The organism is Serratia sp. PL17, assembly GCF_017832355.1.
In the GTDB taxonomy this organism is placed as follows: Bacteria; Pseudomonadota; Gammaproteobacteria; order Enterobacterales; family Enterobacteriaceae; genus Serratia.
The window spans coordinates 1,015,935-1,040,035 of sequence record NZ_JAFIBY010000001.1; the positions used below are offsets into that span (position 1 = coordinate 1,015,935).

The 24,101-nt window shown below is 51.4% G+C and carries 24 protein-coding genes and 1 other annotated feature; of the genes, 16 read left to right on the forward strand and 8 right to left on the reverse strand.

Annotated features, from left to right (window positions below; genetic code table 11):
- Nucleotides 1–100 precede the first annotated feature (100 nt).
- Nucleotides 101–661 (forward strand): YniB family protein, encoded by a 561-nt coding sequence (locus JOE25_RS05040; RefSeq protein WP_209632993.1) that lies wholly within the window; start codon nt 101–103, stop codon nt 659–661.
- Between the two features lie 40 nt (nt 662–701).
- Here JOE25_RS05040 and JOE25_RS05045 read toward each other — a convergent pair whose 3' ends face one another.
- A complete protein-coding gene (locus tag JOE25_RS05045; protein WP_209632994.1) occupies nt 702–1,571 on the reverse strand; it encodes a fructosamine kinase family protein in 870 nt (289 codons plus the stop codon).
- A 613-nt stretch (nt 1,572–2,184) separates the two neighbouring features.
- Between JOE25_RS05045 and JOE25_RS05050 the strand changes: the two genes are divergently transcribed.
- Together JOE25_RS05050 and JOE25_RS05055 are read left to right on the forward strand one after the other, a co-directional pair.
- Complete coding sequence (locus tag JOE25_RS05050; RefSeq protein ID WP_209632995.1) at nt 2,185–3,150, forward strand: hypothetical protein; 966 nt, start codon at nt 2,185–2,187, stop codon at nt 3,148–3,150.
- Nucleotides 3,151–3,395: 245 nt separating this feature from the next.
- The gene (locus tag JOE25_RS05055) at nt 3,396–3,845 is read left to right on the forward strand and encodes a GNAT family N-acetyltransferase (RefSeq protein ID WP_209632996.1); all 450 of its coding nucleotides are present in this window, start codon (nt 3,396–3,398) and stop codon (nt 3,843–3,845) included.
- Between the two features lie 37 nt (nt 3,846–3,882).
- Here the strand turns inward: JOE25_RS05055 and JOE25_RS05060 are convergent, their stop codons facing one another.
- The 5 genes from JOE25_RS05060 to ghoS all read right to left on the reverse strand — a co-directional run bounded on the left by JOE25_RS05060 (nt 3,883) and on the right by ghoS (nt 7,866).
- Complete coding sequence (locus tag JOE25_RS05060; RefSeq protein WP_209632997.1) at nt 3,883–4,743, reverse strand: metal ABC transporter permease; 861 nt, start codon at nt 4,741–4,743, stop codon at nt 3,883–3,885.
- A complete protein-coding gene (gene yfeC, locus JOE25_RS05065; protein ID WP_209632998.1) occupies nt 4,743–5,603 on the reverse strand; it encodes an iron/manganese ABC transporter permease subunit YfeC in 861 nt (286 codons plus the stop codon). Before yfeC ends, JOE25_RS05060 begins: the two co-directional genes overlap by 1 nt.
- The gene (locus tag JOE25_RS05070; protein WP_209632999.1) at nt 5,603–6,493 is read right to left on the reverse strand and encodes a manganese/iron ABC transporter ATP-binding protein; all 891 of its coding nucleotides are present in this window, start codon (nt 6,491–6,493) and stop codon (nt 5,603–5,605) included. The genes yfeC and JOE25_RS05070 overlap by 1 nt, the downstream gene beginning before the upstream one ends.
- Complete coding sequence (locus tag JOE25_RS05075; protein ID WP_280921262.1) at nt 6,490–7,434, reverse strand: metal ABC transporter substrate-binding protein; 945 nt, start codon at nt 7,432–7,434, stop codon at nt 6,490–6,492. The genes JOE25_RS05070 and JOE25_RS05075 overlap by 4 nt, the downstream gene beginning before the upstream one ends.
- Nucleotides 7,435–7,566: 132 nt before the next feature.
- Complete coding sequence (ghoS, locus tag JOE25_RS05080) at nt 7,567–7,866, reverse strand: type V toxin-antitoxin system endoribonuclease antitoxin GhoS (protein ID WP_209633000.1); 300 nt, start codon at nt 7,864–7,866, stop codon at nt 7,567–7,569.
- Between the two features lie 109 nt (nt 7,867–7,975).
- On the opposite strand from ghoS, the gene JOE25_RS05085 reads away from it, so the two are divergent.
- The 6 genes from JOE25_RS05085 (at nt 7,976) to JOE25_RS05110 (ending at nt 15,634) form a co-directional block, all read left to right on the forward strand.
- On the forward strand, nt 7,976–8,641 hold the full coding sequence (locus JOE25_RS05085; RefSeq protein ID WP_209633001.1) for a transglycosylase SLT domain-containing protein: 666 nt from the start codon (nt 7,976–7,978) through the stop codon (nt 8,639–8,641).
- A gap of 308 nt (nt 8,642–8,949) precedes the next feature.
- On the forward strand, nt 8,950–9,675 hold the full coding sequence (locus tag JOE25_RS05090; protein WP_209633002.1) for a gluconate 2-dehydrogenase subunit 3 family protein: 726 nt from the start codon (nt 8,950–8,952) through the stop codon (nt 9,673–9,675).
- A gap of 2 nt (nt 9,676–9,677) precedes the next feature.
- On the forward strand, nt 9,678–11,459 hold the full coding sequence (locus JOE25_RS05095; protein ID WP_209633003.1) for a GMC family oxidoreductase: 1,782 nt from the start codon (nt 9,678–9,680) through the stop codon (nt 11,457–11,459).
- 12 nt (nt 11,460–11,471) lie between these two features.
- Nucleotides 11,472–12,809, forward strand: coding sequence for a cytochrome c (locus JOE25_RS05100; RefSeq protein WP_209633004.1), 1,338 nt, complete (start codon nt 11,472–11,474; stop codon nt 12,807–12,809).
- 258 nt (nt 12,810–13,067) lie between these two features.
- On the forward strand, nt 13,068–14,351 hold the full coding sequence (locus tag JOE25_RS05105; protein ID WP_209633005.1) for an HAAAP family serine/threonine permease: 1,284 nt from the start codon (nt 13,068–13,070) through the stop codon (nt 14,349–14,351).
- A gap of 149 nt (nt 14,352–14,500) precedes the next feature.
- Nucleotides 14,501–15,634 (forward strand): ABC transporter substrate-binding protein, encoded by a 1,134-nt coding sequence (locus tag JOE25_RS05110; RefSeq protein ID WP_209633006.1) that lies wholly within the window; start codon nt 14,501–14,503, stop codon nt 15,632–15,634.
- Between the two features lie 36 nt (nt 15,635–15,670).
- Here the strand turns inward: JOE25_RS05110 and JOE25_RS05115 are convergent, their stop codons facing one another.
- Both JOE25_RS05115 and JOE25_RS05120 read right to left on the reverse strand, forming a co-directional pair.
- The gene (locus tag JOE25_RS05115; RefSeq protein ID WP_209633007.1) at nt 15,671–16,360 is read right to left on the reverse strand and encodes a MarC family NAAT transporter; all 690 of its coding nucleotides are present in this window, start codon (nt 16,358–16,360) and stop codon (nt 15,671–15,673) included.
- 127 nt (nt 16,361–16,487) lie between these two features.
- Nucleotides 16,488–16,709: a hypothetical protein gene (locus JOE25_RS05120; RefSeq protein ID WP_209633008.1), complete on the reverse strand. Its 222-nt coding sequence runs from the start codon at nt 16,707–16,709 to the stop codon at nt 16,488–16,490.
- A gap of 470 nt (nt 16,710–17,179) precedes the next feature.
- Here JOE25_RS05120 and thrS point away from each other — a divergent pair, with 470 nt between their 5' ends.
- From thrS to pheT, 7 genes are all read left to right on the forward strand, one after another.
- Complete coding sequence (thrS, locus tag JOE25_RS05125) at nt 17,180–19,108, forward strand: threonine--tRNA ligase (RefSeq protein ID WP_209633009.1); 1,929 nt, start codon at nt 17,180–17,182, stop codon at nt 19,106–19,108.
- Nucleotides 19,109–19,111: 3 nt separating this feature from the next.
- Complete coding sequence (gene infC / locus JOE25_RS05130; RefSeq protein ID WP_013812633.1) at nt 19,112–19,663, forward strand: translation initiation factor IF-3; 552 nt, start codon at nt 19,112–19,114, stop codon at nt 19,661–19,663.
- A gap of 98 nt (nt 19,664–19,761) precedes the next feature.
- Nucleotides 19,762–19,959 (forward strand): 50S ribosomal protein L35, encoded by a 198-nt coding sequence (rpmI, locus tag JOE25_RS05135; protein ID WP_004943591.1) that lies wholly within the window; start codon nt 19,762–19,764, stop codon nt 19,957–19,959.
- A 43-nt stretch (nt 19,960–20,002) separates the two neighbouring features.
- The gene (gene rplT / locus JOE25_RS05140; RefSeq protein WP_020826620.1) at nt 20,003–20,359 is read left to right on the forward strand and encodes a 50S ribosomal protein L20; all 357 of its coding nucleotides are present in this window, start codon (nt 20,003–20,005) and stop codon (nt 20,357–20,359) included.
- 115 nt (nt 20,360–20,474) lie between these two features.
- Nucleotides 20,475–20,597 (forward strand) — a sequence feature (Phe leader region).
- The gene (gene pheM / locus JOE25_RS05145) at nt 20,479–20,523 is read left to right on the forward strand and encodes a pheST operon leader peptide PheM (protein ID WP_130383008.1); all 45 of its coding nucleotides are present in this window, start codon (nt 20,479–20,481) and stop codon (nt 20,521–20,523) included. (Overlaps the previous feature by 45 nt.)
- Before the next feature lie 118 nt (nt 20,598–20,715).
- Nucleotides 20,716–21,699, forward strand: a complete 984-nt coding sequence (gene pheS / locus JOE25_RS05150; protein ID WP_037418571.1) for a phenylalanine--tRNA ligase subunit alpha — start codon at nt 20,716–20,718, stop codon at nt 21,697–21,699.
- Nucleotides 21,700–21,713: 14 nt separating this feature from the next.
- The gene (gene pheT, locus JOE25_RS05155; protein WP_209633010.1) at nt 21,714–24,101 is read left to right on the forward strand and encodes a phenylalanine--tRNA ligase subunit beta; all 2,388 of its coding nucleotides are present in this window, start codon (nt 21,714–21,716) and stop codon (nt 24,099–24,101) included.

Sequence of the window (24,101 nt, forward strand, 5' to 3'; positions counted from 1 at the left end):
ACGCTTGTAGCACAGTAACGCTGAAGAAAACGATGGGCGAGCTTCAGTAACTACAGGTAGACTTAAGCAATTACGATTACGTCACTTACAAGGGGAACACATGACGTATCAACAGGCTGGGCGGATTGCCATTATAAAACGTATTCTTGGTTGGGTGGTTTTCATCCCTGCATTGCTGTCGACGCTGATCTCTATGTTGATGTTTGTGTATCAGCACAGTGAAAAGACGGCAGGCATTAATGCGGTGATGCTGGATTTCGTTCACGTAATGGTAGATATGGTGCGCTTCAATACGCCGTTTCTGAATATCTTTTGGTATAACTCGCCGGTGCCTGACGTAGAAAAAAGCCTGTTTAGCGGTGCTAATCTGATGTTCATCATCATTTATATTCTGATTTTTGTCGGGCTGGCACTCCAGGCTTCGGGCGCGCGCATGTCACGTCAGGTGAAATTTATTCGCGAAGGGTTGGAGGATCAAATGATCCTTGAGCAGGCCAAGGGGAGTGAAGGTCATACGCGTGCGCAGTTGGAAGAACGAATTACGCTGCCGCATCACACCATCTTGCTGCAATACTTCCCGCTGTACATTTTGCCGGTAGTGATTGCCGTGATCGCCTGGTTTGTGATCAAGTTGCTTGGCCAGTTGGCTGGCGCGGCTTGATGTCAGATAAAGGCAAGGCGCTGCGTTCAGCGCCTTGATTTTACTGTTGTTCAGGATGTAACAATGCGTCCACAGCACGCTGAGCCTTGACGAGGTGTTGCCCACCAAACAGGTTGCTACGGTTAAGCAGATAATACAGCTGATACAGCGGCTGACGTTCGATAAAACCACTCTCTAAAGGCCATACGCTCTGGTAACCGTCATAAATCTGCGGTGGCAATTCCGGATATAACGGCAGCATCGCTAAATCGCATTCTCTGTCTCCCCAATAACAGGCCGGATCAAACAGCAGTGGGCCCTCAGCGGTCATGGCGCAGTTGGCTGGCCACAGATCGCCATGCAGCAGAGAAGGTTGCGGCTGATGGTGTTGGAGATGCAGATAGACGATGTCGACAATTTCATCAATATCCCCAAAGGTCATGCCTTTTTCCGCGGCCATCTGTAACTGCCAGCCGATGCGTTGCTCGGCAAAAAACTCTGACCAGCGACGCTGCCAGGCGTTGGGCTGTGGCGTGGTGGACAGATCGTTATCGAAGTCGAGGCCAAACTGCGGCTGTTCACTCCATTTATGCAGATACGCCAGCTGTTGGCCGAGACAATAAGCGCCGTGGGCGTCAAGGGGTTTCAGGGGGTGGTATTCCAGCAGGAGGAAACTGTAGTCGCGATCGCTACCAACGCCGTACACCTCGGGGACCCGCACGGTTTTACTGCGTGCCAGTAACGCCAATTGATCGGCTTCAGCCGTAAAGATGGGGAGCAGTTCCCGAGCGTCGCATTTGACAAACACCTGCTTGTCACCGTAACTCACGCGCCATGCAGGGTGAATATCGCCCCCGGGCAGTTCGATTCTTTCGCGGATTTCTGCGCTGCCAAGATGTTCACTTAACAGACGACTAACGGCTTGCCACATGGTACACCCCCTCTGTGCTGCCTGCGAATTCATTAGGTTAGCGTCTTTAGCCTTGTGAAAACACGACCTGGCGCACAGCTGGCACCAACAATCGGCGATTTTCTCGCCACTCGCGTTTGCTCAAAGTATATACGCTATTGATTAATTTAAGTACTGTGCATGTTGCAACTTGGTGGTATGGGGGTAATGTTTAGTAGGCTGATTGCACATGTCGCGACAGTAGAAACCTTTAATGGCCTTCATTATCAATGAGATGAGAGGAAATGGAGCAAAATCAGCAATGGCAACGCGGTAACTGTTTGATCACCAGCAACATAAATGCGAGATACGCATTTATGTTGCTGGAAGATATCCTGAGCAATGAGTCAAACGATCGCATTTAAACAATGCGTTATCTCTTTAATGCTCGCTCCTATTCCACGACTTCTATAACGCCATGTGGCTTTTCACTTTTAATTAAGGTGATTTGTTAATTTCGAGTCATTAAGTATTGCTACACCTATACGTGATTGGTTATCAATGGCACAACATAGATGGCATTTTTTTATGTTCGTAAAGTAATACCATCATAGAGCGATATTTAGATGCTGTTATTGTTTTCTAAGGAGAAAGTATGAAATTCAAACGTGTTTATCTGATTTGGTTGATGGTTTTTTTATCATGGTCTGCGTCAGCAAATGATAATGTTAAATATTATGGTTATGATTGGTTGGATTTTTATGATGTTAGTAATCCATCTTTTAGTGCTACTGACGCGTTTAATTCGATCTATGGAGCAGGGTATAGTGCAACAAACCTTAATGTTGTTCATTCAATTAAAAACTTAAACTTGCCAATTTGCGCGAATGGAATGTGTGCGCTTAACATTCAAGCTGGTTCAGGTGTAACGGCTGGTTCACCATTTGTGGATATCTGCCCTGGGGCAGCCTCTAACAGTGAGTGTCAGGCTGCTGGTTCATGGAAAAATATCTGGAAAATAATTCAGGATATCAGTACTGCCAAAAATAAGCCCTCGGCTATTTATTTCATTGATGAACCTTTTGATGTGCCTGCATTACAGACAAACAAAATCTATGATGCATACCAATATTCCAGCTATGTTTGTACAGTAAGGCAGGCCATGAAAAACCATGGGCTTTCGATACCTATTTATACGATACTTTCATATCGTCACTCACAAGTTCCAGCATATCTCAATGAAATACAGAATGGAGCACCAGCGTCAGCCTGTCCGCTTGCAGACAAAAGTTCACCTGATTGGGTGGGTGTTGATAACTATGATTGGTCGCTATCTGATATGTGGGAAACATATAATCGTGTCGCACCTCAATCTAATAAAGAAAGCCCAAAGTGGGTATTGGTCCCGCCCTCAACGGCATCATTAGGTATGAACGATGAGAAACTATTCTCACAAATAAAGTTATATCGAGATTTTATCGGCCAATATCCTAATGCGCCTGTTGTTTATGTAATGAACTGGAGATTTGATCGAGATGTGACAGAGAAACGTGAAGTTTATAAGAAATCGACGGCGGTACTTTCTTGTATGGCCAACTCCATTGTTCTGAGGCTGAAATAGAGAATCGGATGGTGCCTTGCTAGCGTCTTTAGCCTTGTGAAAACACGACCTGGCGCACAGCTGGCACCAACAATCGGCGATTTTCTCGCCACCCGCGTTTGCTCAAAGTATATACGCTATTGATTAATTTAAGCACTGTGCATGTTGCAACTTGGTGGTATGGGGGTAATGTTTAGTAGGCTGATTGCACATGTCGCGACAGTAGAAACCTTTAATGGCCTTCATTATCAATGAGATGAGAGGAAATGGAGCAAAATCAGCAATGGCAACGCGGTGAATACCTGATCACCAGTGATAAAAGTGATTTAAATATTGTCTTTACGCATGCTTTTTTGACCACTTCAACGTGGGCGACCGGTATCTCGCTGCAGACGGTGCAACTGTCAATCGACAACAGCCTGTGTTTCGGTTTGTACTATCAGCAGCAACAAATTGGTTTTGCTCGTCTGGTGACGGATTACGCCACTTTCGGTTATCTGTGTGATGTCTTTGTCTCCCCGGATTATCAGGGGCAGGGGTTAGCGCGTTGGCTGATGGATTGCACGTTGGAACACCCTGTGCTGCAACGGTTGCGACGGATTATGTTGGTGACTGGCACTGCCCCCTGGTTGTACCAAAAAGTGGGTTACGAAGCGGTTAATCGTGAGGATTTTGTCTGGCATATCGTTCGACCGGATATCTACCAGCAACACTAATACGAAGTGGCGGCGCAATGGTGCACCGCCATCCATTTTAGCGTTTATCGGTGAGTAAGTTCTCTTCGTGACGTTGTAACGGTTTGAGTTTGCTGTAGAGCAGGGCGAAAACGAACAGAATGGCCTGAACGATCACAATGCAGGGCCCCGTGGCGCCATCAATGTGGAAGCTGATCAAGGTGCCTAGCACGCAGGAGAAGACTGACACCACCGTAGCGACGATCAACATACGATCGAAACTGCGGCACAGCATAAAGGCAATAATGCCCGGCGCAATCAGCATCGCAATCACCAAAATAACCCCCACCGCCTGCAACGAAGCGACAATGGTCAATGCCAGCAGACAGAGTAGCCCGTAATGCAGTAGCTTTACCGGCAGGCCAATAACGCGGGCATGGTTAGGATCGAAACAGTAGAGCATCAGATCTTTGCGTTTTAGCAGCACCACAACCAGGGTGATACCCGCCATCAGCAGGGTTTGTTTCAGCTCTGCATTGGTAATACCCAGCATGTTGCCGAACAGGATATGGCTCAGGTGTTGATCGGTGTCGATGCGTGAAAACAAAACCAGCCCGAAGGCGAACATGCCGGAGAAGACAATACCCATCACCGTGTCTTCTTTCACCCGGCTGTTCTCTTTCAGGTAGCCGGTAGCCACTGCGCAGAAAATGCCGGAAAAAAATGCGCCAATAACCACGGGAATGCCCAGTACGAATGCCACCACAATGCCTGGAAGTACCGCATGTGAGATGGCGTCACCCATCAGGGACCAGCCTTTGAGCACCAGATAGCAAGACAAAACGGCGCAGACGACACCGGTAACTATGGCGGCCAAGATCGCTCGTTGCATAAACGGGTAGGCGAAAGGTTCGCTGAGCAATTGATACAGGGTTTCCATCAGTGGCCTCCGGTCTGTTCATGCGCCACACGCCGCTTGGACGCCAGCAGGCCATGTTTGGGCGCGAAGAAAAATGCAACCAGGAACACCAGCGTTTGCAAGGTGACGATCACGCCACCGGTTGCGCCGTCAAGGAAGAAGCTCAGGTATGCACCAAGGCCACTGGTTAGCGCACCGATAATGATGGCAATGATCACCAGTCGGCTGAAGCGGTCTGTCAGCAAATAAGCGGTAGCACCCGGTGTGATCACCATGGCAATCACCAAAATGGCGCCAACGGTTTGCAAGGCGGCGACGGTGCAGGCGCTAAGGAGCGTGAAGAACAGGATCTTCAAGCGCAGCGGTGACAGGCCGATAGACACCGCGTGGTTTTCGTCAAAGAACACCGCCAGCAAGTCTTTCCAGACCAGACAGAGAATCAGCAGTGAAACGCCGATGATAATTTCGACCTGCAATACATCCTCGTCAGCAATGCCAAGAATATTGCCGAAGATAATGGATTGCACGTTAACCGACGTTGGGTTGAGCGAAACGATCAGCAGGCCTACGGCAAAGAAAGTGGAAAAGATAAAGCCGATAATGGCGTCTTCGCGCAGGCGAGTGACGTGACGCACTAGCGTCATGGCCAATGCAGCCAGCATACCGGTGAAGAAGGCCCCGGCAGCGTAAGGCAGCCCAAGCGCATAGGCACCTGCGACGCCGGGCACGACGGAGTGCGATAGCGCATCGCCCATCAGCGACCAGCCTTTCAACATCAGGTAGGCCGAAAGGAAGGCACAGGCGGCACCGACGATGGCGCTAACCCAAATGGCCTTGACCATATAGTTGTAGCTGAAGGGTTGTAACAGGAATTCCAGCATCAGGGTTGTTTCTCCTTTGGCTGGCTCTGTGCCGGGGGATCGCTCTTGGTATGCCCATAGAACACCGCTGGACGCTCATCGTCGGTCAAGACCGTTACGGTACGCGGGTCATTATCGTCGTGCAGATCCGGGCCTGAGAGGTTGATATGGCGCAGTACGCCGCCGAATGCCTGCTCCAGATTGCTCTGGGTAAAGGTGGTTTCTGTCGGACCGGCGGCCAGCACGGTGCGGTTAATCAGGATGACCCGATCGCAAAATTCCGGCACGCTGCCCAGGTTATGGGTAGAGACCAGAATCAGGTGCCCCTCATCGCGCAGCGCACGCAGCAGGTCGATAATGGCGTTTTCTGTTTTGACGTCGACGCCGGTAAAGGGTTCGTCCAACAGCAGCACCGTACCTTGCTGGGCCAAAGCGCGTGCCAAAAAGACACGTTTTTTCTGCCCGCCAGACAGTTCACCAATCTGGCGGGTACGCAGCTCGCTGAGGCCAACGCGCTCCAATGCTTTATCGACCCGTAAGCGGTCTTCTTTGGATGGGATACGCAGAAAGTTCATTTTGCCATAGCGGCCCATCATCACCACGTCTTCCACTAACACAGGGAAATTCCAGTCGACGTCTTCGGTTTGCGGGACGTAGGCGATAACGTTTTTCTTCAGTGCTTGCGCGACTGGTTGTTCGTTTAGCTGAACGCGCCCCGTGGTGGGGCGCACCAGCCCCATGATGCTTTTGAATAGTGTCGATTTGCCACTGCCGTTAACGCCCACCAGCGCGCAGATTGCACCGCCACTCAAGCTGAAGCTGGCGTTGTGGATAGCGGTATGTCCGTTGTTGTAGGTCACGGTAACGTCGTCCACGCTTAACTCTGGGCGGACAAAAACCTCAGTGGTCATTGATCAAATCCTTTGGCAATGGTTTGTACGGTAACATTGAGCAGGTCGATATAGGTAGGGACCGGGCCGCCCTGAGTGGATAGCGAATCGACGTACAGCACGCCGCCATATTTTGCCCCGGTTTCTTTCGCCACCTGTTTGGCCGGCTTGTCAGAAATGGTGCTTTCGCTGAATACCACAGGAATATGATGAGCGCGAACGGCGTCGATCACTCGGCGAACCTGTTGCGGTGAGCCTTGCTCATCAGCATTGATGGGCCACAGGTAGACTTCTTTTAACTGATAGTCTTTCGCCAGATAGCTAAAGGCACCCTCACTGGTTACCAGCCAGCGCTGGGCTTCAGGGATGCGCGCCAGGCGTTCGCGCAATGGGGCGTCCAACGCGGCAATTTTGGCCGCATAGGCTTTGGCATTGCGGTTATAGGTTTCCGCATTGGCAGGATCGTATTGCACCAATGCTTTGCGAATATTCTCGATATACACCAGCGCGTTAGTGGCGGACATCCAGGCATGCGGGTTCGGGTTGCCGTTATAGGGGCCTTCACGGATCGGGAGTGGGGTGATGCCTTCAGTCACTACCGCCGCGGGCACCTGTTTAATGTTCTCGAAGAAACGTTGGAACCAGCGCTCCAGATTCATGCCGTTCCATAGAATAAGATCTGCATGTTGCGCTTTGACGATATCGCGTGGCGTCGGTTGGTAATCGTGGATCTCGGCGCCCGGTTTGGTAATTGACTCTACCACGGCAGCATCACCGGCCACGTTTTGAGCGATGTCTTGGATGATGGTGAAGGTGGTCACCACGCGCAATTTTTTTTCCGCCAAGGCAGCATGGCTAGTCAGACTGGCGCTCACTAATAGGCACATCAGTGCGAAAGGGCGACAACATGTCCACGCCCGAACAATAGAAAGGCGTGGAAAAATGTATTGTTTCAAAAGCATGGTGACATCTCCTGGCTCAAATGAAAATGATTATCAATATCAATTAGAGCAAAGTCAAGCGTCACCTGCAGGTTGACTGCCGGTTATTTCCTCAACACGAAAAAATAATACCGCCCCGTAAGTTATAGCATTTTATGTATCAGTATGTAACCGCTTAACGTAGTCGTCATAGGTGACAATATCGACCTCCGGGGTTTTCCTCAGTGCGACCTCACCCAGCTTCTGTGCCAACAACAGTACATCCTTTTGATCCAGCGGGGTTATTAACGCAAAACTGTTGCTGCCCAGCTCATGTGGAACGCCTTGTTCGTCAGTCACTGACGTGACAAATCCCTGAAGGGTTAATTGTCCTGTTAGCTTGGCTAAATCAGCTAATCCTTCTTCCTGGTAGCGAAAAGTCACCACAAAACACGTCGTTGCAGATTGACTCATAAATCACCTCTTGGTATACGAGTAGCTTGAGAGTAGACCAAAAAAAGCGTACAGGCGTCCTTACAAGTTGTATATGCTACGCAACTCATTGAAAGGGGTGAAGGATTCTGTGAAAACAAAAATAGGTTGCCTGACGGCAATTTTGCTTTTGTCGGGGTGCGCCAAAGACCCGCAAAACGCAAACAATAATTTAAGCAGTGGCACATCGCGCGGTGGTTGGTTAAAGACCCCCCCGCAAGCTCCGGTTAACCGCACAGGGACACCGATAGCCTATAACGATTATATTCGTCAGGCCGCCAACAGTTATGGCGTTGACGAAACGCTGATTAAAGCGATTATTCAGGTGGAGTCCGGGTTTAACCCGAACGCAGTCAGCACCTCGAACGCAGTAGGGTTAATGCAGCTGAAACCTTCAACCGCCGGGCGTGATGCCTATCGTCTTAAAGGAAGAAGCGGGCAGCCAAGCTCGCGTGAGTTGAAGGATCCGGCGGTCAATATTGATCTGGGAACAGCCTATATCAATATTCTTCAAAGCCAGCAGCTAGCCGGGATCAATGATCCACAAACATTGCGTTATGCCACCATTGTTTCTTATGTGAATGGGGCCGGTGCCATGTTACGCACCTTCTCATCAGATAAGCGCGTGGCGGTAAACCGCATCAATCAAATGAGCCCGGATGAGTTTTATCAACACATCCAGAAAAAGCACCCAGCCCCGCAGGCGCCGCGCTATTTATGGAAAGTGACGACGGCCTACCAGGCAATGTCACCCTAGTTCAGATTTCGTTGATTAAACGGCCCCTTAATGGGGCCGTTTTTTTATCGGCGCGCAGTAAAATCGCGATACAACTCTCATTTTTCGTTATTTCCCATCCTGTTACCTAAAAAACCGCACAAATAGTTAAATTTACATTACCAACCAAATCTTTACGTTCATTCAATAAGTTACCGGTAACATTTTTGCGTTTGCTCACTTTGTGGCCTTCAATAAATAGACAAATAGGTAACAATTTATGTTTAAAACCCGCATCGACCGCAAGGTTGAGGTTAAATAGTTGTGATTATCTTTGGATGGAATGTGATATGTCGGACGATAAAACTAACAATTCACGGCGCGATTTCCTGTTGAAATCGATGACTTTAATCCCCGCAGCGGTGATTGGCGGCAGTGGCGTTAGCGCGCTGACAGCCACCATGCCGGCGGTTGCGGCGACAGATACCCCTAAACAAAATGACTACCAGCCTACGTTCTTCACCCCGGAAGAGTGGGCGTTCGTCAAGGCGGCGACGGCACGGTTGATCCCTGCTGACGATCGCGGTCCTGGCGCATTGGAAGCCGGCGTACCGGAATTTATCGATCGTCAGATGAATACCCCTTACGCTACCGGTTCTATTTGGTACATGCAGGGACCGTTTAACCCGGATGTGCCGAAGGAAATGGGTTACCAGCTGCCGTTGGTGCCGAAGCAAATCTACAACCTCGGTATTGCCGATGCCGACGCTTACAGCAAGAAAACCGCCGGTAAAGTTTTTGCCGAATTAGACGCTGCGCAGCAGGACGCCATGCTGCAAAAGTTTGAGTCTGGTGATGCGGAATTCCAGCAGTTACCTGCCAAGTTGTTTTTCTCCTACCTGTTGCAAAACACCCGCGAAGGTTTCTTCAGCGATCCGATCCATGGTGGTAATAAAGACATGGTCGGTTGGAAGCTCATTAATTTTCCGGGCGCGCGCGCCGATTTTATGGACTGGGTCGAGCGAGGAGAGCGTTATCCCTTACCCCCGGTATCAATTCGTGGGGAGAGGGGTTAACAATGGCAACGGTAATGAAAAAAGTAGACGCGGTGATCGTCGGCTTCGGCTGGGTTGGCGCCATTATGGCCAAAGAACTGACCGAGGCTGGCCTCAACGTGGTTGCGCTGGAGCGCGGCCCGATGCGCGATACCTACCCGGACGGTTCCTACCCGCAGGTGATTGACGAACTGACCTATAATATTCGCCGCAAACTGTTCCAGGACCTGTCTAAAAGCACCGTGACGATTCGTCACAATACCAGCCAGACAGCGGTACCTTATCGCCAGTTGGCGGCGTTCTTGCCGGGTACCGGCGTGGGTGGTGCAGGTCTGCACTGGTCTGGGGTGCATTTCCGCATCGATCCTATCGAGCTGCGCATGCGTAGCCACTACGAAGAACGTTATGGCAAAAGCTTTATTCCGAAGGACATGACCATTCAAGACTTCGGCGTAACCTATGACGAGCTGGAACCCTTCTTCGACAAGGCCGAGAAAGTGTTCGGCACGTCCGGCACGGCCTGGACAGTCAAAGGCCAGAAGATGGCGACGAAAGGCGGAAACCCTTTTGCGGCGGACCGTTCAGACAACTTCCCGCTGCCGGCGCAGAAGAATACGTTTTCTGCACAGCTGTTTGAGAAAGCGGCGCGGGACGTGGGTTATCACCCTTACAATCTGCCGTCAGCCAATACATCAGATTCCTACACCAACCCCTACGGTGCGCAGATGGGGCCATGTAACTTCTGCGGTTTCTGCAGCGGCTATGCCTGTTACATGTATTCCAAAGCATCGCCGAACGTCAATATCTTGCCGGCGTTGCGGATGGAGAAGCGTTTCGAGTTACGCACCAACGCCAACGTGTTGAAGGTGAACCTGACCGACGATAAATCTCGTGCAACCGGCGTGAATTATATCGACGCGCAGGGCCGTGAAATCGAACAGCCAGCCGAGTTGGTGATCCTGGGTGCGTTCCAGTTCCACAACGTTCACCTGATGCTGCTGTCTGGCATCGGCAAGCCTTACGATCCGGTAACCGGTGAAGGTGTGGTAGGGCGTAACTTCGCTTACCAGAATCTGACCACCATCAAGGCGTTCTTTGACAAGGACGTGTTTACCAACCCGTTCATTGGTGCCGGCGGTAATGGTGTAGGTGTGGACGACTTCAACGCCGACAACTTTGACCATGCTAAAGAAGGCTTCGTCGGCGGCTCGCCGTTCTGGGTCAACCAGGCGGGCACTAAACCCATCTCTGGATTGCCAACCCCTCCAGGCACTCCGGCGTGGGGCAGCAAATGGAAAGCGGCGGTGGCGGATGCCTATACCCATCATGTCTCGATGGATGCCCACGGCGCGCACCAGTCGTATCGCAGCAACTATTTGGATCTCGATCCTAACTACAAGAACGTGTTCGGCCAACCGCTGCTGCGTATGACGTTCGACTGGCAGGAAAACGACATCAAGATGGCGCAGTTCATGTTCGACAAAATGGCACCGATCGCCAAGGCCATGAACCCGAAACTGATCTCTGGCAGTCCGAAAAACGCCAACAGCCATTTTGATACGACCAGCTACCAAACCACCCATATGAATGGCGGCGCGGTAATGGGTGAAGATCCGAAAACCAGCGCGGTAAATCGCTATTTGCAAAGCTGGGACGTGCATAACGTGTTCTCGATCGGCGCGTCGGCGTTCCCGCAGGGGCTGGGTTACAACCCGACCGGCACCGTAGCCGCGTTGGCTTACTGGTCTGCACGCGCCATCCGCGAGCAGTATCTGAAAAACCCAGGCCCTTTGGTGCAGGCATAAGGACGGCGACTGATGAAAGCATTTGTTCCCGCACTGGTTCTCAGTGCACTGAGTTTCTCCGTCTGGGCGCAGGACACCACGGTCAGCAGTGAGCTGATCAAGCGCGGCGAGTATCTGGCGCGCGCCGGTGACTGCGTGGCCTGCCACACCAATGGTAAAAGCGGTAAAGCCTTTGCCGGTGGCCTGGCAATGGAAACGCCGATCGGTACCATTTACTCCACCAATATCTCGCCGGACAAGAAAACCGGTATCGGTGATTACAGCTTCGAAGAGTTCGACAATGCGGTGCGTAAGGGTGTCGCCAAAAATGGCAGCACGCTCTACCCGGCAATGCCGTACCCGTCATTCGCGCTGGTGAAAGAGGACGACATGCGCGCCATGTACGCCTATTTCATGCACGGTGTGGAGCCGGTGGAGCAGGCCAATAAGGATTCAGACATCCCTTGGCCGCTGTCGATGCGTTGGCCGTTGAGCATCTGGCGTGGCATGTTTGCGCCGGCGCCTGCGGACTTTGTGGCTAATGCCAAGGCCGATCCCGTCATTGAACGTGGTCGTTATCTGGTGGAAGGTTTGGGGCACTGCGGTGCTTGTCATACGCCGCGTAGCATCACCATGCAGGAAAAGGCACTGAGCAATAACGACGGTGATAACTATCTGTCCGGCAGTAATGCACCGATTGATGGCTGGGTTGCATCGAGCCTGCGCGGTGACAATAAGGACGGGTTGGGGACCTGGAGTGAAGCCGAGCTGACCGAATTCCTGAAAACCGGTCGTAATGACAAGTCGATCGTCTTCGGCGGTATGAGCGACGTGGTTGAGCACAGCTTGCAGTACCTGAGCGATGAAGACCTGACGGCGATCTCGCGTTACCTGAAAACGCTGCCACCGAAAGATGGCAAGCAGCAGGCAGTGCCTGTCGAAGACAGCGTCGCCAAGGATCTGTGGCGTGGTAACGACAGCAAACCGGGGGCGGCGCTGTACGTCGATAACTGTGCAGCCTGCCACCGTACTGATGGCGTAGGCTACAAGCGCGCCTTCCCGGCGCTTAAAGGTAACCCGGTCGTGCAAACTGAAGACGCGACGTCGCTGATTCACATTGTGTTGACCGGCAACACAACGCCAGCGGTGAAAGGGGCTGTATCCAACATCACCATGCCACCGTTCGGTTGGCGTCTGAATGACCAGCAGGTGGCGGATGTGGTTAACTTCATTCGCTCAAGCTGGGGTAACAGCGCCAAGCCTATCAGCGCTTCTGACGTGGCCAGCGTGCGTAAAGACCGCTCGATGATCCGCGATGAGAAGGAGATGGGCAGCGCAGCGGTACCGGAACACCCGGACGCTAACAAGTAACGCCGACTGGGGCCTCGTAAGAGGCCCCAGCTTTTTGTGCTCCCCGTGGCGGTTTTTACCGCGATAATTGTTCGCTAAGTAGACACTCAGCAAGCGAGAGATGGACCCGGACAGCATTTTTAATTATCCTTTGCCGTCCTTTTATCAGGTATGTGAATGAAATTCTGAGTTAATCCACTGATTATTATTAAAAATTCGCGGAGAAGGATATCCCGTTAGGCGCAATCGTTGTCGCCGCAGATTAAGGTAAGCTTTCCTATGAGTACGATTTCTCCCGATTCAGGTACGCTGGCTTCCGCCCAGCCGGCCAAATGGAATAAAACCGACACCCTCTGGATGTTTGGTCTCTACGCTACGGCGGTGGGTGCAGGTACACTGTTTCTGCCCATCAACGCCGGTTTAAATGGTCCGTTAGTGTTGGTGCTGATGGCGTTGTTTGCCTTCCCGTTGACGTATTTACCGCATCGCGCACTGAGCCGCTTTGTGCTTTCCGGCTCTAGCCGCGACGGCAATATTCATGATGTGGTGGTTGAGCACTTCGGCGTGCTGGCCGGTAAAATCATCATGGTGCTGTACCTGATGGCGTTCTTTCCGATTGTGCTGGTGTACAGCATTTCGATTACCAACGCGCTCGACAGCTTCCTAATCCATCAGTTTCATATCACGCCATTGCCACGTATCTGGTTGAGCCTGGCAGTCGTGGTTGTGTTGAACCTGGTTCTGTTGCGCGGCAAAGACGCCATTGTTTCGGCGATGGGGATGTTGGTGTTCCCGCTGCTGGTGTTTTTGATGGGGATTTCGTTGTACCTGATGCCCACCTGGCAAACGGCCAACTTTGTTAACGGACTGGCCAATACGCAATTCAACAGCCCTGATCTCTGGCATTCATTGTGGTTGGCTGTGCCGGTAATGGTCTTTTCTTTTAGCCATGCGCCGATCATTTCGTCGTTTGCTTCGACCCAAAAGAGTCTGTATGGCGATCTGGCTGAACGCCGCTGCGCACGTATCATGCGCTATAGCTATGTCCTGATCTGCGTCACGGTATTGTTCTTTGTCTTCAGCTGCGTGTTAAGCCTGTCTCATGAAGATATGCAACAGGCTAAAGAGCAAAACATCACCGTGTTGACTACGCTGGCGAATAAATTCTCTAATCCACTGATTGCCTATCTTGGCCCGATGATGGCGATGCTCGCGATGGCCAAGTCTTATCTGGGTACTTCTCTGGGGGTGACAGAAGGGGCGACCAGCCTGATTGACGGCCTGACGCGTGCGGTAGGTAAACCCTTAAGTTCGCGTATTACGCACCGAATTTCCGCGGTGTTACTGTTCCTGCTGACGTGGGCGGCGACGGTCTGGAATCCGAGTGCGTTGCATATTATCGAAACCATCAGCGGCCCGCTCATCGCGGCGATCCTATTTATTCTGCCGATGTATGCAGTGCGAGCGGTACCTGCAATGCGCCGCTATCGCGCGTTAAGTAATGTCTTCGTACTGGTGATGGGGCTGATTGCGTTGTCGGCGTTGATCTACGGCCTGATTTAATCTCAATGGTGCGCCGGCTCCGGCGCACCAGCTTGTTCTTGTTCACATCTCTTTTCAATTAACCGAAAACTCGTCTGGCGTTCTCTTTGATAATGGGAGCAATTCTCATTATTATTTCTGGATTAATTTCCTACGCTAAGGAGTGTTACGTGCACCGTCGAATGACCCTGCTGGCTTTAGCCTGCGCCTGTGGTTTGTCTGCTCAGGCAATGGCGACCACTTATCCACTCACCCTGACTGATGCCGCCGGTCAAACCCTGACCATTAAGCAAGAGCCGAAACGCATTGTGGTGCAGGACGGTCGCGATATTTTGGCGCTGGCCTTGCTTGACCGCGCCGATCCCTTTACCCGCGTGGTGGCATGGAACAACCTGCTGAAGAAAAGTGATGGTGAGACCTGGAAAATCCTGCAGAGTAAGTGGCCCGGAGCAAACAACATTATTGATATGGGGTTTAGCGACAAGGGCGAGGTTAACCTGGAAAGCGTCATCGCCAAGCACCCTGACCTGATGGTAGCGCAGCTGCGTTCTAAACCGTCGCTGAGCCAGACTGGCGTGTTGGACAAGCTGCAAGCACTGAATATCCCGGTGTTGTTTATCGATACCATGCTAAAGCCAGTGGAGAATACCCCGAAGAGCATCACGTTATTGGGGGAAACGCTAAACCGTGAAAGTGAGGCGAAGCAGTACACCGACTTTTATCAGCAGCACTATCAGCACATCCTCGATAAAACCAAAACGGTAGAACCAAAGCCGCTGGTGTTTATTGAGGCGAAAGCCGGCCTGAATGGGCTGGAGTCTTGCTGTTTCACGCACGCGCATGTTGGTTGGGGTGGGATGATTGAGGCGGTAGGTGCACGCAACGTGGGTTCAGCACTGTTACCGGGCGCGACGGGTGATGTATCCCTTGAAAAAGTGATCAGCATGAAACCGGATGCCTATATTGTATCCGGCTCCCAGTGGGCCAGCAAAACCAACGCCGCAGTGCCTTTTGGCTATGGTGTGACGCAACAGCAGGTTGATGATGCGTTCAACAAAATGAAGCAACGCCCAGGCTTTGCCCAGCTTTCCGCGGTGAAAGAGGGGCGCTTCTATGGCATCTACCACAACTTCTACAATCATCCTTACAATATCGTTGGACTCGAGTATCTGGCGAAGTTTATCTATCCGACTCAGTTCAAGGATTTGGACCCGGCGAAAACCTACAGCGAGATCCTCAGTCGATTTACCGAAGTGCCGGAAGGCAAGGGGATTCTAGGCGCGCAGGCGCCGGCAGGTAAATAAGTGAAGCGGGCGCGGCAATCGCGCCCGTTTAACCGGTCAGGCGACGGCAGGGGTGTAAGTGGAGATGATCTCCAATATGCCGTTGATAATAAATTGCACACCCATACACACCAGCAGGAACCCCATCAGGCGTGATATTGCCTCAATGCCGCTTTGACCCACGAGACGCATGATAGCGCCGGAGCTGCGCAAGCAGGCCCACAGGATAACGGCGACCGTCAGGAAGATGGCTACAGGTGCTACCAGCAGTACCCAATGCGCAAATCCCAGGGTGTTTTCTTTAACGCTTGAGGCCGAACTGATGATCATGGCAATGGTCCCAGGGCCTGCGGTGCTGGGCATGGCTAGCGGGACAAAAGCGATATTGACGGAGGTTTTCTTACGCAATTCGTTGTTCTTGGTTTCAACCTCGGGCGCCTCTTCCGCGCGCTGTTGCGGGAACAACATACGAAAGCCAATGAATGCCACGATCAGTCCACCGGCAATACGCAAGCCGGGAATAGAAATCCCGAAAGTGTTCATGACTAACTGACCGGCATAGAACGCTACCGTCATGATGAAGAACACATAGACCGACGCCATCAGTGATTGTTGATTGCGTTCTTCACGCGTCATGTTACCCGAAAGACCGAGTAACAGCGCGACCGTAGTGAGTGGGTTGGCCAACGGCAGCAGTAGCACCAAACCCAGCCCAATGGCCTGGAATAACTGCAGAATACTCGTCATGGTTCAAACTTCCTGTTTTCAGTGAATGTTGTGACGCGGCATAGAGTCATCCCCTGGTTTGCCACCTGTTGAGGGGCAGTGGCAGGGGAATAGATCTGTAATATAGAGGAATGGTATTTGCAGCTCATTATCCTTGAGTGCTGGAAGGGGTCAGCTCAGGAACAGCGTCAGTGTTGGTATCATCGTCATTCACACAATCGCTGGTTATCTCTTGTGTATCTTCACACTCCATTGGCGGTTCGTTAACCGCAATGGCTCTTGGGTGGCGGTCTGCCCCCAAATGCAACAGCGCAAAAATAGCCACCAACACGATGCAGGCACCAACGAGTAACTTCAATAACCGGTTCATGATGCGGGATGCTGTCTCAACTCTGCCGTTAATGGCATCAGGATAGCGGGAGCGGAGCATGTTCGCCATAGCTGATTGACGCAATATTATTGTCTGTCTGCTCAGGACCCGTTTGGGGTTGGACACAAAAAATTATCGGTGAACAGATGTCTCTGCCTGAACCGGCTTATTTTAGTGTCATGACGCCTATGGTCTTGCGTGCAGGAGAGGCTTTCTGGTGTAGAGAACCTAATTCATCGCTTATTCAAAGCCTGCCCAGAAACTCCGGGTAGATGGCGCGCTAATCATAGTGTTACACTGTCCGTTCCGTTATGGCGTCGCACCATGTCACATAGACATTATGTGTTCATGAGGGCATATATTCGGCAGGGTAAAGTTGAATAGCGTTCATAACATAATGTATTTAAACGATTTTGTATTTCTTCATGTGATCTGTCGTGTGGGTCACCACTGTAGATAAGGAATTATTAATGCCTGTTATTACTCTTCCTGACGGAAGTCAGCGTCATTTTGATCGTGCCGTTTCCCCCCTGGATGTTGCCCTTGATATCGGCCCTGGCTTGGCGAAGGCCTGTATTGCCGGCCGTGTAAACGGTGAACTGGTTGATGCCGGCGATCTGATCGAATCAGATGCGCAACTGGCGATCATCACCATCAAGGACGCCGAAGGTCTGGAAATCATGCGCCACTCTTGTGCGCACCTGTTAGGCCATGCGATCAAACAACTGTGGCCAGACACCAAAATGGCCATCGGTCCAGTGATTGACAACGGTTTCTACTATGACGTTGATATTGACCGTACCCTGACGCAGGAAGACCTGGATCTGCTTGAAAAGCGGATGCATGAGTTGGCTGACAAAGATTATGACGTCATCAAGAAAAAGGTTAGCTGGCAAGAAGCCCGCGACACCTTTGCTGCACGTGGCGAAAGCTACAAAGTGGCGATCCTGGATGAGAATATCAGCCATGACGACCGTCCTGGCCTGTATCACCACGAAGAATACGTCGACATGTGCCGCGGTCCGCACGTGCCGAACATGCGTTTCTGCCATCATTTCAAACTGCAGAAAACGTCGGGCGCTTACTGGCGTGGCGACAGCAAAAATAAAATGCTGCAGCGTATCTATGGTACTGCCTGGGCAGACAAGAAACAGCTGAATGCCTATTTGCAGCGTCTGGAAGAAGCGGCTAAGCGTGACCACCGCAAGATCGGCAAGCAGCTCGATCTGTACCATATGCAGGAAGAAGCACCGGGTATGGTGTTCTGGCACAACGACGGTTGGACCATTTTCCGTGAGTTGGAAGCCTTTGTGCGTATGAAGCTCAAAGAGTACCAGTATCAGGAAGTGAAAGGGCCATTTATGATGGACCGTGTGCTGTGGGAAAAAACCGGGCACTGGGAAAACTATAAAGACGCCATGTTCACTACCTCGTCGGAAAACCGCGAGTATTGCATCAAGCCAATGAACTGCCCGGGACACGTGCAGATCTTCAACCAGGGCTTGAAGTCTTACCGTGATTTGCCACTGCGTATGGGCGAGTTCGGCAGCTGCCACCGCAATGAGCCGTCAGGTTCTCTGCATGGCCTGATGCGTGTACGCGGTTTTACTCAGGATGACGCCCATATCTTCTGTACTGAAGAGCAGGTGCGTGCCGAAGTAAACGAATGCATCAGAATGGTCTATGATGTGTACGGCACTTTTGGCTTCGACAAGATTGCTGTGAAGCTTTCAACCCGCCCAGAGAAGCGTATCGGTACTGACGATATGTGGACGCGTGCAGAAGACGATTTGGCTGCAGCGCTGACTGAAAACGGGATTCCGTTTGAATATCAGCCGGGTGAGGGTGCCTTCTACGGACCAAAAATTGAATTTACTCTGCATGATTGTTTGGATCGTGCATGGCAATGTGGTACCGTGCAGCTCGATTTCTTCTTGCCGGGTCGTTTAGGCGCGTCGTATGTTGGCGAAAACAACGATCGCGTGGTCCCGGTAATGATTCACCGCGCTATTTTGGGCTCCATGGAACGTTTCATCGGTATCCTTACCGAAGAATACGCAGGGTTCTACCCGACCTGGATTGCTCCGGTGCAGGTGGTGGTGATGAATATCACCGACAGTCAGTCTGATTATGTCCAGCAATTGACCAAAAAACTGCAGGACGCAGGTATTCGCGTGAAAGCGGACTTGAGAAATGAGAAGATTGGCTTTAAAATTCGCGAACATACTTTACGACGGGTTCCTTACATGTTGGTGTGCGGTGATAAAGAGGTCGAATCAGGCAAAGTTGCCGTTCGTACCCGCCGTGGCAAAGACCTGGGAAGCCTGGACGTAAATGAAGTCGTAGACAAGCTGCTGAAAGAGATTCGCAGCCGTAGTCTTCATCAACTGGAGGAATAAAGTATTAAAGGCGGAAAACGAGTTCAACCGGCGCGTCCTAATCGCATTAACAGAGAAATTCGCGCGCAAGAAGTTCGCCTAACCGGCGTCGATGGCGAGCAGATTGGTATTGTCAGTCTGAATGAAGCTCTTGAAAAAGCTGAGGAAGCGGGTGTTGATTTAGTAGAAATCAGCCCAAATGCCGAACCGCCAGTTTGTCGAATCATGGATTACGGCAAATTCCTCTACGAGAAGAGCAAGTCGACAAAAGAACAGAAGAAGAAGCAAAAAGTTATTCAGGTCAAGGAAATCAAATTCCGTCCTGGTACCGATGATGGCGACTATCAGGTCAAACTACGCAACCTGATTCGCTTTCTGGAAGATGGCGATAAAGCCAAAATCACCCTGCGTTTCCGTGGGCGTGAGATGGCGCACCAACAGATCGGTATGGAAGTGCTTAACCGCGTCCGTAAAGATCTGTGTGAAGACTCTGATTTGGCCATTGTCGAATCCTTCCCTACAAGGATCGAAGGTCGTCAGATGATCATGGTGCTCGCACCTAAGAAGAGACAGTAAGGCTTCCAAGTAATCGAACCCACGCAGCGCATGCGTTGTGTGGGTTTTATTCGCCTCACTGACTTGTTGTTTAACAATGCGAAGTGGATTTAATTAAAATGCCAAAGATTAAAACTGTACGTGGTGCAGCCAAACGCTTCAAAAAAACCGGCAGCGGTGGTTTTAAGCGTAAACATGCTAACCTGCGTCATATTCTGACCAAAAAAGCAACCAAGCGTAAACGTCACCTGCGTCCGAAAGGCATGGTGTCTAAAAACGATATGGTCCTGGTTGTCGCGTGCTTGCCGTACGCTTAAGCCATTTTTTTTGAATCTAGAATAAGACTTTAGGAGAGAGCATATGGCTCGCGTAAAACGTGGTGTAATTGCACGCGCACGTCACAAGAAAATTTTAAAACAAGCGAAAGGTTACTACGGTGCCCGTTCGCGCGTTTATCGTGTTGCCTTCCAGGCAGTAATCAAAGCAGGTCAGTACGCTTACCGTGACCGTCGTCAACGTAAGCGTCAGTTCCGTCAGCTGTGGATTGCACGTATTAACGCTGCTGCTCGTCAGAACGACATGTCTTACAGCAAATTCATTAACGGCTTGAAAAAAGCTTCTATTGAAATTGACCGTAAGATCTTGGCTGACATCGCAGTCTTCGACAAAGTGGCATTCTCTGCACTGGTTGAGAAAGCGAAAGCAGCACTGGCGTAAGTCAGTTATTAAAGAGGGAGCTTGCTCCCTCTTTAATCTTTGTTTTCAGCGACACACATTGACTTTTATTGACCGCCGCTATATCACTGGTGGACAATCATTGACCAGGTAATACAATCATGAAAGCTGCTATTTTTCGTTTCTTTTTTTACTTTAGCGCCTGAACTCAGGAGGCTTTGCGCGTAAGAAAAGAAACGAAAAGTAGCGCCTAAGCCTCCCTTGTGGAGGCTTTTTTGTTTTTGGCCGTCTTCGAAGCCGGGTTAAAGCGTTAAATGCTTTGAAGATGTGCTAAAGGCGTGTTCGAATAATAGATAACAATTACTTAGAGCCATATCGGCCAGAGGAAGAGGAAAGCAATGCCACATCTCGCAGAGCTGGTTGCCAATGCCAAGGCAGCCGTAGAAGATGCCCAGGATGTTGCCGCGTTAGATTTGGTACGCGTCGAATATTTAGGCAAAAAAGGTCATTTCACCTTGCAGATGCAATCGCTGCGTGACGTGCCGGCGGAAGATCGCCCGGCTGCCGGTGCGGTGATCAACCAGGCAAAACAAGCGGTGCAGGAAGCGCTGAACGCGCGTAAAAACACGCTGGAATCTGCCGCATTGAACGAACGTCTGGCCGCAGAAACCATCGACGTCTCTTTGCCGGGCCGCCGCATGGAAAACGGTGGATTGCATCCGGTGACGCGCACCATCGACCGTATCGAAGCCTTCTTCGGTGAGTTAGGTTTCTCCGTGGAGACCGGGCCGGAAATTGAAGATGACTATCACAACTTCGACGCGTTGAATATTCCGGGTCATCACCCGGCGCGCGCCGATCACGATACCTTCTGGTTCGACGCCACACGCTTACTGCGCACACAGACATCCGGCGTGCAGATCCGCACCATGAAGAACCAGCAGCCGCCAATCCGCATTATTGCACCGGGCCGTGTGTACCGTAACGATTACGACCAGACACATACCCCGATGTTCCATCAGATGGAAGGCCTGATTGTTGATAAAGACATCAGCTTCACCAACCTGAAGGGGACATTGCATGATTTCCTGAATAACTTCTTTGAAGAAGACTTGCAGGTTCGTTTCCGTCCGTCTTACTTCCCGTTTACCGAGCCTTCCGCTGAAGTGGATGTGATGGGTAAAAATGGCAAGTGGCTGGAAGTGCTGGGCTGCGGCATGGTTCACCCGAACGTGCTGCGCAATGTGGGCATCGATCCGGAGATTTATTCCGGTTTCGCTTTCGGTATGGGTATGGAGCGTCTGACGATGCTGCGTTACGGCGTTACCGATCTGCGTGCATTCTTCGAAAACGATCTGCGTTTCCTCAAACAGTTTAAGTAAGGCGGGAATATCACATGAAATTCAGTGAACTCTGGTTGCGCGAGTGGGTAAACCCGGCCATCAGCAGCGAAGCATTATCCGATCAAATTACCATGGCCGGCCTGGAAGTGGACGGCGTGGAGCCTGTCGCGGGTGCCTTTAACGGCGTGGTCGTGGGCCATGTTGTGGAGTGCGGTCAGCATCCGAACGCGGACAAACTGCGCGTAACCAAGATTAATGTGGGTGGTGACCGTCTGCTGGACATCGTCTGCGGCGCACCAAACTGCCGCACTGGCTTGAAAGTGGCTGTTGCTACCGTGGGCGCAGTGCTGCCAGGCGACTTCAAAATCAAAGCTGCGAAACTGCGTGGCGAACCTTCTGAGGGTATGCTCTGTTCGTTCTCCGAACTGGGGATTACCGACGATCACGACGGTATCATTGAGCTACCGGAAGACGCGCCAATCGGGACAGATATTCGCGAATATCTGCAGCTGAACGACAACGCGATCGAAATCAGCGTCACGCCGAACCGTGCCGACTGCCTGGGTATTATTGGCGTTGCACGCGATGTTGGCGTTTTGAATCAGGTCGCGTTGACCGAACCGGATATGAGCTCGGTAGCCGCAACTATCAATGATACATTGCCAATCCGTGTTGATGCGCCTCAGGCGTGCCCGCGTTATCTTGGCCGCGTAGTAAAAGGCATCGACGTTAAGGCTGCCAGCCCACTGTGGATGCGTGAAAAACTGCGTCGTTGCGGTATCCGCTCCATTGATGCTGTGGTTGATGTGACCAACTATGTACTGTTGGAACTGGGGCAACCCATGCATGCCTTCGACCTGAGCCGCATTGAAGGCGGTATCGTGGTGCGTATGGCAAGCGAAGGCGAAACCCTGACGCTGTTGGACGGTAACGAAGCGAAGCTGAACGCCGATACTTTAGTGATTGCCGATCACCAGAAAGCCCTGGCGATGGGGGGCATCTTCGGTGGTGAACATTCCGGTGTTAACGAATCCACCCAGGATGTGCTGCTGGAGTGCGCTTTCTTTAGCCCGTTGTCCATTACCGGACGCGCACGCCGTCATGGCTTACACACTGACGCATCACACCGTTACGAGCGTGGCGTTGATCCTGCGTTGCAGTATAAAGCAATGGAGCGAGCGACTCGTCTGTTGATTGATATCTGCGGCGGTCAGGCTGGCCCTGTGATTGATGTAACCGCTGAAAGCGAGCTGCCAAAACGCGCCACCATTACGTTGCGTCGTGAAAAACTGGATCGCCTGATTGGTCACGTTGTGCCAAGTGAGCAGGTAAGCGACATTCTGCGTCGTTTGGGTTGCCAGGTGACCGAGCAGGGCGATAACTGGTTGGCGGTTGCGCCTAGCTGGCGTTTTGATATGGAAATCGAAGAAGACCTGGTGGAAGAAGTGGCCCGTGTTTACGGCTACAACAATATTCCTGACGTCCCGGTACGCGCTGACCTGATCATGACCAAGCATCGTGAAGCGGATCTGACGTTGAAGCGTGTGAAGACCATGTTGGTCGATCACGGTTATCAGGAAGCTATCACCTATAGCTTTGTTGATCCTAAAGTTCAGGCCTTACTGCACCCTGGCGAAGACGTCTTGATTCTGCCAAGCCCGATTTCGGTCGAAATGTCTGCGATGCGTCTGTCTCTGTGGACCGGTTTGCTGTCTGCGGTTGTCTATAACCAGAATCGTCAGCAAACTCGCCTGCGCCTGTTTGAAAGCGGCCTGCGCTTTGTGCCTGATACTGCGGCAAATCTGGGTATCCGTCAGGACGTCATGCTAGCTGGGGTGATTGCGGGCCATACGCATGAAGAACATTGGGATCTGGCGCGTAAGCCTGTCGACTTCTATGATTTAAAAGGGGATCTGGAGTCTGTTCTGGAGCTGACCGGTAAATTATCTGAAATTCAGTTCAAGGCAGAGACTCATCCAGCATTGCACCCGGGGCAGAGTGCGGGCATTTATTTCCAAGGTGAACCTGTAGGTTTCATCGGTGTAGTTCATCCGGAACTTGAACGTAAACTGGATCTTAACGGCCGAACAGTGGTGTTCGAACTGGAGTGGAACAAGGTCGCAAGCCGCGCCGTGCCTCAGGCGCGAGAGGTTTCTCGCTTCCCGGCAAACCGCCGTGATATCGCTGTTGTGGTGGCTGAAAACGTCCCCGCAGAAGATATTTTGGCAGAGTGTAAGAAAGTTGGCGCAAATCAGGTAGTTGGCGTAAACTTGTTTGATGTGTACCGTGGCAAGGGCGTGGCAGAGGGTTATAAGAGCCTGGCTATCAGTCTGGTATTGCAGGATACCGCTCGTACACTGGAAGAAGAGGAGATAGCCGTTACCGTTGCAAAATGTGTAGAGGCTCTAAAACAGCGATTCCAAGCATCCTTGAGGGATTGA